The sequence below is a fragment of the Paenibacillus sp. G2S3 genome (genome assembly GCF_030123105.1).
Classification (GTDB): Bacteria; Bacillota; Bacilli; order Paenibacillales; family Paenibacillaceae; genus Paenibacillus_AQ.
Map to the genome: position 1 here is coordinate 5145076 of NZ_CP126095.1, position 11900 is coordinate 5156975.

An 11900-nucleotide genomic window follows, 5' to 3' on the forward strand; every position below is an offset into this window, starting at 1 on the left:
CTTTATTGGAGGTTTTCGGCAGAGCGGTCATAGGCAACGATTATTTTCTGCACCAGGGAATGCCGTACAACATCCTGTTCCGCGAAGTAGACAAAGCCAAGTTCTTCTATGCCAGATAAAATCGCTTTAGCCTCAATCAAACCGGATTTCTTGCCGCGTGGCAGGTCAATCTGGGTAACGTCACCCGTAATCACCATTTTGGACCCGAAGCCGAGTCGAGTCAAAAACATTTTCATTTGCTCAGGTGTTGTATTCTGGGCTTCATCCAAAATAATAAATGAATCATCCAGCGTACGACCACGCATATAAGCGAGCGGAGCAATTTCAATCAATCCCCGTTCAAGTGCCTTAGCCACCTGATCGGGCCCCATAACGTCGTATAAGGCATCATATAACGGACGGAGGTATGGATCTACTTTTTCTTGCAAATCCCCTGGGAGGAACCCTAGACTCTCTCCTGCTTCTACTGCTGGGCGCGTAAGAATGATACGCTTAACAGAACCTTCTTTTAGTGCCGTAACTGCAAGCACTACCGCCAAGTAGGTCTTACCCGTTCCTGCAGGACCGATTCCGAATACAATATCACGCTTCTTGATGGTTGTCACATAATGCTTCTGGCCAATCGTTTTAACACGGATAGGCTTTCCACGAAAAGTTGTTGTAATTTCTCCCTTGAACAAATCGAGCAATTGATCGACTCGAAAGTCTTTCGCCAGCTCCACAGCGTACTGCACATCACGTTCAGTAAGTATGTAACCGCTCCGAATGAGGGACAGCAGCACATTAAACAATTGTCCCAGCATGTCTACTTCCCGCTCCGCACCACGTATCGTTAACTCTGCTTCACGGGAATCAATAATAGCAGGAATTTCACTCTCGATGATTTTTAGGAATCCATCTTGCGGGCCGAACAACGATTGCGCTTCTCCCGCATTTTGCAAAGTAATACGAATGCTTGCAGTCTGTTCTGACAAGTAGCCTCATTCTCCTCAATTGTTTACTATTGGCAGTTCTTCGGAAATTTTCTCTTCTACTTCAAAGATCACTTTCATATAAACTTTACCATTCTCTTTCTTCTCATGCAAAACTTTTTGACTTTTGATGACGCTATCAACGCCATAACGCGCCAAAATATCATTCTTCGCTCGCTCTATTCCCTTTTCAAATCCAGCCTCTGGAGTTAATGTCTCACTTGTTTCACTAATCTCCATTTCTTTCTCAGTCATTAGGCCCAGCGGCAGCTTAATAGACCGCCAGGACAGCGGATCGTGCTCAGTAAGTGTTCGGGATTTCTCAAAAGGAGAATCGCCATACCCCCATAGCTGGATAGCCCATTTACCAAGCACCAGATAGGTTCGATCCTTACGCTCCCCTGTATATGAGCTGTTCGTTGTTGTAAGTGGCACCTCTATATTGTATTCATGCCACACTAAACCCTTAACCTCACCTTTAGCTACCACGTACTGTACATTCTCTTCGTCACCTAAAGCACCCGAGATCAAGATATCCCCTTTTTTAACCCGTGAGTTACGCGCTACAACCGGTCTACCCTGCTCCGCATATATTTCAGTTACCACCGCATCTGTTCTGCTAATCAAATGTCGCTGACTAAGTAGAGGTTTGATATCCGGCTGTTTAGATTCAACCACCTGAATTTTAATGCTCGTCCCCGTCCGCTGCACCCCTATCCATGAAACGCCGGGTAATTGGGCTAGGAGCCCCTTAGAGAGCTTGTCCGGCTCATCCAGACGCCATATCCATTGAAAAGGATACACCCCCTCCTGGCGAGCAGCTGCCAATATATCCTCAGAGGCAATTTTTTCATTTCCCTCGACTCTAATGCTCCATACCATCGTAGATAACATAAAGAGCATAATCCCGAATACCAATATTCCCATGCCAAAAAATTTACGTTTCCAAAGCCGCGCCATCACAAAAGGCAGTCCGCTTCTTCCTGTAACGTGCATCCGACAGCCTGTCTTCTTTAAAATCGGACGGAGGACATAAAAATCATTAAGAAGCAGCTTAAGGGAAGCGCCGCCCTCAGCGGGCCTCACATCCCAAATCACTATACCTGCTTCAGAAATGACATTAATGAATCTCTCCACCTGAGGCCCCGTCACATGCAGTGTAACGGATCCCCGCAGTGATGAAAGAGGTGGTTCCTTCATGATTTCCCCTCGCTTTCTTTATATTTGATCTCTCCGATAATGCCTTCTACCGCCAGCTCCTGGCCAAGAATATTGCGAATGACAAGATCCTCGCCTGTGATTTCAAGCGATCCTTTAGCTAACGCGAGCTTAAGCTGGCCTGAGGAAAAATGCAGCACGCCGCGATGATTCTCGATATACAGTTCCTTATTGCCGATCAGGGTGATCCGGGGCATTTCCTGTAGTAAGTCCTGTGGTAAATCCAACACCCCGTTTGTCCATCCCCGCAGCCTGCGGCCAATACGGGTCATAAGTAGACGCTCCCCCTTCCTGCCTTCTGTACACCTTATGCGGCAACGCTTTTGTTTATGAGAAGAACTCATAAAGGAGCACCTTTCAGGTATAAAAAAACAAAAAAAAAAAGCCTCAGCTTTCCTATCGTTAAGATAAGAAAGCTAAGGCTTAATTGTTACTTTGACCTAAAATTACGATCTTCGGGTAGAATGCGGCTGGCGCGCGCGCGGAGGTCCTAGAATCTCCGCCCAAACCACACCATTGCGAAGCTCATCCCTATTCCCTATTCTATTTGACTGAACATCTGAATCAGAGGATAAACTCTTCGTCTTCTTCGAAATGGGATCTGCTCCCGCTATTCCATCAAAAGCAGATTGAAGACGCCGCACCTCTTCCTGCATTCTTTGCGTGCGCAATTCAACTCCGTCATCGGCGTGCTCCAAGGATATACCTTCTCCAGTAGAATAATCCGGTGTCGGGATGTACGCAGGCTCTGGAAAGGCAGGTGATGCGTCATACTCACGGGAGGATGTAGTAACAGGAGTAGGAAACCCACTACCAGACTGCTCTGGTTGATCTCTGTTCCCGTCTACATCCTTATTACGGTGGAGAGGATTCCCGTCTCCTCCACCAAAGGTCGGCATCCCTCCGCGTGTAGTACCTTTGGGTTTGTTCTTCGTGGCTTTGTTCACATTGGATACAATCGCGAAGATAATAACCGCAACAATATAGATCCAGCTCATGGAGATTCACATCCCCTTTTATTTATTATTGTTAGGACGGTTATTGTCGTCCTGATCATTCATTTTGCCGAGGGAGCCGCGCATTTGGGTATCCGCCTCGATATTTTTGATGTTCATGTAGTCCATCACACCGATTTGACCATTTCTGAGTGCCTCAGCCATCGCCATAGGCACCTGAGATTCAGCTTCCACAACAAGCGCCTTCATCTCAACTACACGTGCCTTCATCTCTTGCTCATGAGCGACAGCCATTGCTCTGCGTTCTTCCGCCTTAGCTTGTGCAATACGTTTATCCGCTTCTGCTTGTTCGGTTTGAAGATACGCACCGATGTTCTTGCCTACATCGATATCCGCAATATCAATGGAGAGGATCTCAAAAGCTGTACCAGAATCCAAACCTTTGGCCAAAACCGTACGTGAGATCGAATCCGGATTCTCCAAAACATCTTTATGCGAATCACTCGAACCTACCGTAGTTACAATCCCTTCACCAACCCGGGCAATAATCGTTTCTTCACCTGCACCACCAACGAGGCGATCAATATTAGCACGAACAGTAACCCGCGCTTTTACTTTAACTTCAATACCATTCTTAGCTACAGCCGCTACAATAGGTGTTTCGATCACTCGTGGATTTACACTCATCTGAACGGCCAGAAGCACGTCACGTCCTGCGAGGTCAATTGCTGCTGCGCGAGTGAATTCCAAAGGAATATCTGCACGTTGTGCTGCAATAAGCGCATTAACCACTCGGTCTACGTTACCACCTGCGAGATAGTGGCTCTCCAGTTGATTAATATTTAGTCCAAGACCTGCCTTAGTTGCTTTAATCATTGGATTAACGATTCGACTTGGCGTTACACGGCGCAGTCTCATTGCTACTAACGTTATAATACTGATTCTAACGCCCGACGCCAATGCTGAAATCCAGAGCATGACCGGGAAGAAGCTTAAAAATACACTCAACACAATGATTACGACTACCGCAATCAACAAAAAAGTAATTAAAGATGCTTCCATAACTTTATAACCTCCGTTAAATTATTGTGGAGCTACTATTCGTCATACCCATTATCTTTTACCTTATTCCTTAATTTCCTTCACCACAATCCGTCCGCCCTCAACTTTTACAACTGAGACCGGTGCATTAACGTTAATGAAACTGCCTTCAGTAACGACATCTACCCGCTCGCCGCCTATCATAGCCGTTCCGGATGGACGAAGTGGAGTAATGCTGATTCCTATAGCTCCAACTAAGCTTAACTTCTCTTCAACAGGTACAAATCCCTGATCTTTGGAGAGCGTATCCTTCAAAATAAACCTATTCCAAATTCCACGTTCTTTAAATGCTACAGCCACAATTACAATGACTACAATCGCTGCCGCGAAAGCAATACCCAGACTAAACAATGCATGTGTAAAGCTGTATGCTGCGCGTACGACACCCGCCACAAGGCTCACGGAACCGAGTAACCCCAATATCCCAAAGCTCGGCACGAACAGCTCCAGCACAAGCATGACAAGTCCGATTATGAACAAAAGCCAAGTCTCAGATCCAGCAAACCCTGCTACAGAGTTTCCGAAAAAATATAAAACAAAGGCTAATGTCCCAATAATCCCAGGTGCACCAAAGCCCGGAACGATTAACTCAATCACAATGCCTGTAATCCCGATGAACAACAGAATCGTCATAATAATCGGATTCGTCAGAAATTGCGACATTTTCTCGGCACCCGTATGCTCCACACGAAAAATGTCATCTGTAGTATACCCTAGCCAAGTAATTGCCTCTTCAGGCGTAGTGGTGATTTGATCAGCATAGCCAGCTTTTAAAGCTTCGTCACTAGACAAAGCAATAATTTCGCCCTGCGCTTTAGATACGCCTAGATCCGGCTTATCCACAATCAAATTACTATCAACCATTCCCGCAGCAATATCAGGATCACGCTCATTTAGAGCAGCGGCTCCAATCATTTTTGATTTCCAGTAGGACACCATCTTCGCGTCATCTACTTTCTGGCCGCTACTATCTACTAGAGATGCAGAACCGATCATGCTGCCCGGCTTCATGATGATTGCACCTGCGTTAAGTGCTATGTAACTGCCTGCGGAAGCGGCATCACCTTTAATAAAAGCAGCCGTTGGTATGTCACTATCTCTTACCATCGTCCCAATCTGCTCTGCTGAACTCACCAGTCCACCCGGTGTATCCACCTCCAGTACAATTAGAACCGCTCCATAATTAGAAGCTTCTGCAAAGCCTCTTTCCAAAAAGCTTTGCAGACCTCTTTCAATTTTCTGATCAACCGGAATAATAAACACAGGGCCTTTCTTCATCTCGCCATTCGCAGCTTTCGGTGCTTTTGGTGCTGTTACATCAGCGCTTACATTCGGGATAAACGGTGTTAAGAGCAGTAACAGTAAAACAACGGGAATGCTGGCTAACATAATTTTCCGTAATCTTTTCAATGTTTTTACCTCCCTTCTTCAACTTGACCCGGGACACATAATCGTTATTACGCTGAAAGCGGATTTACGTTTCAAAACAAAGAAAAGCACCCCTTTTGCAAGGGGTGCTGGCGCTATATTATTGCAGAAATTGCTGAACCGCTTGGTTCACGAGTTTACCATCGGCGCGACCTTTGACCTTAGGCATCAGTGCGCTCATGACCTTACCCATTTCACTTTTCGAAGAAGCACCGGTTTCCTGGATGGTCTGCTGTACAATTGCTTTAATTTCTTCTTCGGAAAGTTGCTCGGGAAGATACTTAATAATAATCTCGATTTCTGCCTTCGTACTCGCGGCAAGCTCATCGCGACCCGCTGATTCAAATTCTTGGAGGGCATCTTTGCGCTGTTTGATTTCACGACTAAGGATATCAAGCACTTCGTTGTCGTCCAATGTTCTCTTCAAATCTATTTCAAGATACTTTATTGTAGAACGAACCATTCGAATCGTGGAGAGCGTGAACTTGTCCTTACTCTTCATCGCTTGCTTCATATCTTCGTTCAATCTCTCGCTAAGATTCATGCGTGGGTAATCCTCCTAAAACTTTCTCTTACGAGCAGCCTCAGACTTCAGCTTTTTCTTAACGCTTGGCTTTTCGTAATGTTTGCGTTTCTTCACCTCAGCCAAGACACCATCTTTTGCGATGGAACGTTTAAAGCGACGAAGTGCAGCATCAATTGTCTCGTTTTTGCGAACTTTCGTTTCAGACACAGTTTCCCCTCCCTCCGACCATACCGTCCAAGAGCATAACACGGTTTATCAAATTCCATTATAGGTCAAACGGAAATAGGGTGTCAACCTTCGTGTTATTCTTTTTTTCTGGCAAGTTCTTCAACATTAAATGATTGTACTATGCGTGAGAAGCTGAGTTTCCTGTGAGGGCTCCCAGCTTGGCCCCACCAAGCAAGTGATAATGAAGATGAGGCACAGCTTGTCCACTATCAGGACCACAATTATTGATCAGACGATAACCAGACTCGGCAATCCCAAGGTCGATAGCGATCTGTTGCGCTACACTGTGAATTTCTGCGATCAGCGGAAGATCCTCAGGTGTGACATCATTCATGGAAGCAATGAACTTCTTTGGAATGATCAACACATGTACCGGTGCAGCCGGCTCGATGTCGTAGAATGCAAGAATACGTTCGTTCTCAAATACCTTTTTGGAAGGAATAGTACCCTCAATAATTTTGCTAAACACGGTCTCCATAGAGTGCTTGCCCCCTAAAAATTGGTGAAATTTCGCTTCATCATAAGATAATCATACAGGATAATCACCAATTACGAAAGACGCTAGGAGATTCAACATCTACATCCTAAAACTGTATCTATTACAGAATGAAATCCGTTAACAAATGAAGTAAAGCTATATTTACATCCATCAGGTCTAAAAAAGGCAAAAAAAAAGAGAAACACCCTTCACAGCTTATATAGCTGATTCGGCGGCGGACGTATGAAAAGGATAATATTCCCGGTCATACGTCCGCCGAGGTGTTTCTAAAGTAATGTCGGCTTAGCTGTATTATAACAGCGCGTTGATACTGTATCTGTGATATCAATCACACGCCTTAATTTTCTTCACATTTTTTCCAAAAGGATACGAGATCCTCCTCCACCCTGTTCAGCAGGAACTACTACCAGCTTGCGCGGCAACCTCGCACGAAGCTCTGGAACGTGGCTTATAATGCCGACAGACAGCTGGTCGTTGTGCAGCCTTTCAAGTGAAGTAATCACTGTATCCAGCAGCTCTGGGTCAAGCGTCCCAAACCCTTCATCCAGGAAGAAAAACTGCAACGGGTATTGTCCCCGAAGCTGGATTTGGGCTGAAAGAGCAAGCGCCAGTGAAAGCGATGTGAGGAAGGTCTCTCCACCAGACAGCGTTGAGACAGGTCTTCTCACCCCACCGTTCCCATCATCTCGGATTACAAAGCCGCCGCCCGAATCAACCTCCAACGCATAACGCTGCTTGCTCAGGAAACGGAGTCGCTGAGATGCGGACTGACACACCTGCATCAATTGTTCCTCCGCAATGTACTCAACAAAGGCATTCCCACGTAAGACCGTCTGCAGTTTGGAAAGCTGATCTTGCAAAGAGGCGTGGTCAGTCCGCTGGGCTTCGAGCTCCATCCAGCGAATATGCCGATGCCGCAAATCCTCCAGATCACGCTCTGCACGTGCTCGTGCTTGGAGAGAGCCTTCATCTTCAGCCTTGCTTTCTCTTAAGGTCCCCTGGCTTACTTGCCATTCCTCTTCACTTAAGCTAGCCCCGTCAAGCTTCTCTTCAATGTTACGCAGCTGCAATGAGACCTCAGCTTCTTCGGCACGATGAGCACGTACGCGGGAAGAAGCTATCTCCCGATCTTCGGGATTAAGCGCTGCTGCTTCAACCTCAGCGGCTGAACTAAACGGTGAAGAAGCCAAGCTTTGTTCCCAATGACTGGTAGCTGCAACGTAATGTTCACGCGCAGATTCCGCAGCCTGGCGAGTAATCGCCGCTTCCTTAATCTCATGCTGAGCCTTCTCCGCCGCCGCGAGATGTGACTGCTTGCTAGTCTCCAGAGCAGTTAACAACTCGTGAAGACGCCCTTCACATTCCACTAGAAGAGGAGCAGCAGCACGACCATTCGTCCACTCCAGTAGACGCTGATCTTTTTCACGCTGCAATTCTTCCTTGCCTTCGATCTGTGTGATCCATTGAGCCAGCTCTTTATCCAGCCCCGTTATGGTCTCCTGAAGGTTCTGAACTGAAGCACTCTTCTCCTCCAGAAACTTAACGCTGATATCAAGACGAGATCTAATTTCTTCAGCTTGTGCATCCTTCGCTACCAGCTCACGGTATGCTTGTTCTACTTCTCCAGGTGCCAGATCGGGGAACTGCTGTGTCCAGTTCTGCCGCAGAGCCGTTAGCTGGGCGCTTAACTCCTCAGCTTTGGCAGTAATTCCTTCTACCCAGCTCCTTTCACCAGCGACACCTGCCGCTTCTTTGAGACACAGCTGCTGAACCTCCTGCATCGATTGCTGCCACTGTACCGCAGTTCGGCGTAGTTCGCCTGACTGCCCTTTTAATGCCAAAAGTGCAGCTTCAAGTTCTGCCAAGGCTTTTTCATCTGGAACGGACACATCGGTTGAGGAAACCTCAGTAGTGCTGACTTCTGAACCAGCAGCTGCAGGGTGATTTGCCGCTTCGATGACTTCATTTCCAAATACCTGCTCCAGCCATATTTGATCCTGTTCACGAAGACCGCGGAACAGATGACGAGCTTCTAAAGCCCGTCTGGACAATGCCCGAACTTGCTGAAGCTTCATTTCCAGTTCCTGTTGCTCTAAGCTATCCTGCAATAATGCAGGCGTAGGATGATGCTCGCTGCCGCATACAGGGCAAGGTTGGCCTTCTTCCAGCTCCTTAGCCAGTGCAAGCGACAGTCTGTGAAGCTCTTGATCCTTCAGAGCCGCTTCCAAAGCACTGACATGCTGCTCCAGACGCTCCGCTGCTGCGCGTGCTGCCTCTTCTGTCGCCAGCAGCTTCTCTTGATGCAGTGCCGCCTCGCGGATCAGTTGCCCGCGAGCAGCTTCCTGCAGCTCGCGACGGCCCTCGGCCTCCGCGAGTCGTGCCTGCGCAGCCGCGAGGGCAGCGGCACGCTCGCGGCGCTCCTTCTCCGCCTTATCCCACTGGGATTCGGCGGAGTGCAGCCCCTGCAGTCTCTGCATCGCTTCTTGCAGAGACTGCCGCTCCTGGGAGCGGACACCGAGCGGCTGCAAGCTTTGCTGCAGCTCTTGCTGGCGCTTTTGGCCCTTGGCCAAAGCTCACGCTCCCGGGCCATGCCCTCCCGCAGCTCCGCTAGCTTGCGGGAGGCCTCTTCGCGGCGCTCGCGCAGAGCCGCGAGTTCGCGCCGCAGGCCGCCGAGCTCGGACTCGAGCTCGAGCGCGCGGCGGTAGGTGCCGGCCCCTCCCGGAGGGCCGGCTCTTCCGCCGCAAGTGCGGCCTGCGCAGCAGCCGCGACGGCAGCGGCACGCGCCGCCTCCTGCTCGGCGGCGGCGGCCAGCACCTCTTGGCCCTCCGCGCGGGCCAATCGGCTCTTAAAGGCTTCTTCCGCGCTGCGCCATGCTTTCAGCGCGGGAAGCCTTGCCTCGGCCTCGTCAGCTTGGCCGAGCTTCTGTTCAAGGAGGAGGATCTCCTCCTCCTTGGCGAGCAGCCCCTGCCGCTGCAACTCGCGGCGGGTCCGTTCCTCTTGGAGCTCGCGTATACGCGCGAAACGCTCCGAGACCTGCAGCGCCGCTTCCAGCTTTCGGCGGCATTCCGCAGCATAAAGGGTTGCCTGCTCGAGGCGCTCAGCTGCTGCCTCTACATCCCCTTTTCCTGCGCTGCCAAGACCCTGCTGCTCAGCGATGAGCGCGCGGAGCGCAGCCTCATTCTCCTTCACCCGGCGGCTAAGCTTAATTGCCAGCTGATCGCCATACTGTTCCAGATGGAACAGGCGCTGCAGCATTTGCCGGCGATCTACGCCACGAAGTGATAAGAATTCGGCAAATTTCCCCTGCGGCAATACAACCGCTCGCGTGAAGTCATCCATTTTTAGACCGATATGCTCCTCCACACAGCGTGTAACATCTGCGAGCTTATCCGCCATAACATTATCACCGTCAGGTGTGATTTCAATGAAACGGCTAATCGTGTTGCTGACAGTTTGTTCACCAGTCCGCTTGAACTTCCTTTCAACACGATAACGATGTGCCCCCGCGGAAGAAGTGAGCTCAAAGGTAAACGCCACGCTAAGTGTATCCTCAGAGTGATTCATAATCCCCTGTGTTCCGTTAACGGCACGTTCCACTTTTCCGTACATTGCCAAAGTAATAGCATCCAGCAAGCTAGACTTGCCGCTGCCCGTAGGTCCAAAAATCCCAAACAGACCCGTCTCACACAGACTTTCAAAATCTATTTCTTGCATTTCTCTATAACTCTGTAAACCTGCTACTTTTAATAGAATAGGCTTCACCTTAGTTCTCCTCTCCTTCCTCCGGCTGACGCCGTTCTTCTTCGGTTAGCTGTAAGAACAGCTCTATTAGCTTATCTTCCGGTTCCGCTCCACCTGTCTGACGCTGATAGAATTTACGGAACAATTCTTGCACCGGCATTCGTGAACGGGCAGTTTGTTCGAGCTCCATCTCCATTTGCGGGTAGATGGGACGAATATGAATGATCCCCTCGCGTGATTTGCGCAGGCGCTGAATATCATTCATCGACATGGCTTCACTAAGCCGAATCTCCAAATCTATAAAAGCAGAGGCATCTCTACCTTCATCCAGCCAGTTATATACCTCCTGCAATCCACCTGTGGAGCTCCATCTTACAAGCGGACGCCCACAGCGAAGATAGATTTCTTCAAAGGTTGGCTCACCACCCGGCGCAACATCAATCAGCGTCACCGATTTAGCCTGTCCTGCTTCAGAAAAACTGTATGCCAGCGGAGATCCGCTGTAACGGATCATTCCTTCCCCTTTGACACGTTGTGCGCGATGAAGATGACCTAGTGCAGTATATTGCGCTCCACAAGCCAAAGCAGAAGGATCAACGGTATACGCTCCGCCCACTTGAATTGGACGTTCCGAATCACTTTCCACACCACCAAGCACATAAATATGGCTCATCGCCAAATTTACAGTCTGCGGCGTGAATTCCCGTCCCAACAGCTGCATGAGCTTGCCTACCCGTGCGCTATAAGCCAGTCGAAGCTCCTCTTCTCCGCTATCTCCTGCAAGCAGTTCACCGAGACGCGCCTCGGAGGGATAAGGAAGAGCTGCGATTTTGGCGATCTCACCCGTGCGTACAGCATGAACAGTCACTGGCTCTGAGGTAGGAAGCCCCACTAATGTAATCCCCTGCCTTAATACAAGCGGTGAGACTGAAGATACGCGCTCCGGTTGATCATGATTTCCGGCGATTACAACAAGGGGCCTGCCCCCTGAAGTCAGCCTTGCAGCAGCCTCATAGAATAGTTGTTCTGAAGCCGCTGGTGGATTAACGGAATCGTACACATCTCCCGCCATCATTATCAAATCCACTTTATGAAAATCGGCGATCTCCACCAGTTCATCTATGAACTGCTCTTGCTCCTTCTGCCGGCTTCTTCCTTCCAGCGTTCGGCCGAGGTGCCAATCTCCCGTATGCAATATCCGCATCTTCGTCCTCTTTCTCCGCTCCTATGCG

General features: G+C 49.1%; 12 protein-coding genes. All 12 read right to left on the bottom strand.

The window, feature by feature from the left end; translation table 11 throughout:
• Positions 1-2: 2 nt before the first annotated feature.
• Complete coding sequence (locus tag QNH28_RS22670; RefSeq protein ID WP_042190944.1) at positions 3-974, bottom strand: PhoH family protein; 972 nt, start codon at positions 972-974, stop codon at positions 3-5.
• A gap of 15 nt (positions 975-989) precedes the next feature.
• Positions 990-2171 carry a sporulation protein YqfD gene (yqfD, locus tag QNH28_RS22675; protein WP_283908646.1) on the bottom strand — a complete coding sequence of 394 codons (1182 nt, stop codon included), beginning with the start codon at positions 2169-2171 and terminating at the stop codon, positions 990-992.
• Positions 2168-2461: a sporulation protein YqfC gene (gene yqfC, locus QNH28_RS22680; protein WP_283908647.1), complete on the bottom strand. Its 294-nt coding sequence runs from the start codon at positions 2459-2461 to the stop codon at positions 2168-2170. The genes yqfD and yqfC overlap by 4 nt, the downstream gene beginning before the upstream one ends.
• A gap of 174 nt (positions 2462-2635) precedes the next feature.
• Positions 2636-3187 (bottom strand): YqfB family membrane protein, encoded by a 552-nt coding sequence (locus QNH28_RS22685; protein ID WP_283908648.1) that lies wholly within the window; start codon positions 3185-3187, stop codon positions 2636-2638.
• Positions 3188-3205: 18 nt separating this feature from the next.
• Positions 3206-4207 carry a flotillin-like protein FloA gene (floA, locus tag QNH28_RS22690; protein ID WP_283908649.1) on the bottom strand — a complete coding sequence of 334 codons (1002 nt, stop codon included), beginning with the start codon at positions 4205-4207 and terminating at the stop codon, positions 3206-3208.
• Positions 4208-4270: 63 nt separating this feature from the next.
• Entirely contained in the window at positions 4271-5635 is a 1365-nt protein-coding gene (locus tag QNH28_RS22695) for an NfeD family protein (RefSeq protein ID WP_481858402.1), read from the bottom strand.
• Positions 5636-5774: 139 nt separating this feature from the next.
• Positions 5775-6218, bottom strand: coding sequence for a GatB/YqeY domain-containing protein (locus QNH28_RS22700; RefSeq protein ID WP_042190953.1), 444 nt, complete (start codon positions 6216-6218; stop codon positions 5775-5777).
• Between the two features lie 15 nt (positions 6219-6233).
• Positions 6234-6407 (bottom strand): 30S ribosomal protein S21, encoded by a 174-nt coding sequence (gene rpsU / locus QNH28_RS22705; protein WP_036657994.1) that lies wholly within the window; start codon positions 6405-6407, stop codon positions 6234-6236.
• Between the two features lie 139 nt (positions 6408-6546).
• A complete protein-coding gene (locus tag QNH28_RS22710; RefSeq protein WP_042130338.1) occupies positions 6547-6906 on the bottom strand; it encodes a histidine triad nucleotide-binding protein in 360 nt (119 codons plus the stop codon).
• Positions 6907-7274: 368 nt separating this feature from the next.
• Positions 7275-9497 (bottom strand): SbcC/MukB-like Walker B domain-containing protein, encoded by a 2223-nt coding sequence (locus QNH28_RS22715; protein WP_283908651.1) that lies wholly within the window; start codon positions 9495-9497, stop codon positions 7275-7277.
• Between the two features lie 37 nt (positions 9498-9534).
• Positions 9535-10689 carry an AAA family ATPase gene (locus QNH28_RS22720; RefSeq protein ID WP_481858336.1) on the bottom strand — a complete coding sequence of 385 codons (1155 nt, stop codon included), beginning with the start codon at positions 10687-10689 and terminating at the stop codon, positions 9535-9537.
• Position 10690: 1 nt separating this feature from the next.
• Complete coding sequence (locus QNH28_RS22725) at positions 10691-11872, bottom strand: exonuclease SbcCD subunit D (RefSeq protein ID WP_283908652.1); 1182 nt, start codon at positions 11870-11872, stop codon at positions 10691-10693.
• Positions 11873-11900: the final 28 nt, after the last annotated feature.

Excerpts from the sequence above, each read along its gene's own strand:
- QNH28_RS22725 (WP_283908652.1), bottom strand. The coding sequence starts at position 11,872 with ATGCGGATATTGCATACGGGAGATTGGCACCTCGGCCGAACGCTGGAA.
- QNH28_RS22700 (WP_042190953.1), bottom strand. The coding sequence starts at position 6,218 with ATGAATCTTAGCGAGAGATTGAACGAAGATATGAAGCAAGCGATGAAG.
- QNH28_RS22710 (WP_042130338.1), bottom strand. The coding sequence starts at position 6,906 with ATGGAGACCGTGTTTAGCAAAATTATTGAGGGTACTATTCCTTCCAAA.
- yqfD (WP_283908646.1), bottom strand. The coding sequence starts at position 2,171 with ATGAAGGAACCACCTCTTTCATCACTGCGGGGATCCGTTACACTGCAT.
- floA (WP_283908649.1), bottom strand. The coding sequence starts at position 4,207 with ATGGAAGCATCTTTAATTACTTTTTTGTTGATTGCGGTAGTCGTAATC.
- QNH28_RS22695 (WP_481858402.1), bottom strand. The coding sequence starts at position 5,635 with ATGTTAGCCAGCATTCCCGTTGTTTTACTGTTACTGCTCTTAACACCG.
- QNH28_RS22685 (WP_283908648.1), bottom strand. The coding sequence starts at position 3,187 with ATGAGCTGGATCTATATTGTTGCGGTTATTATCTTCGCGATTGTATCC.
- yqfC (WP_283908647.1), bottom strand. The coding sequence starts at position 2,461 with ATGACCCGTATTGGCCGCAGGCTGCGGGGATGGACAAACGGGGTGTTG.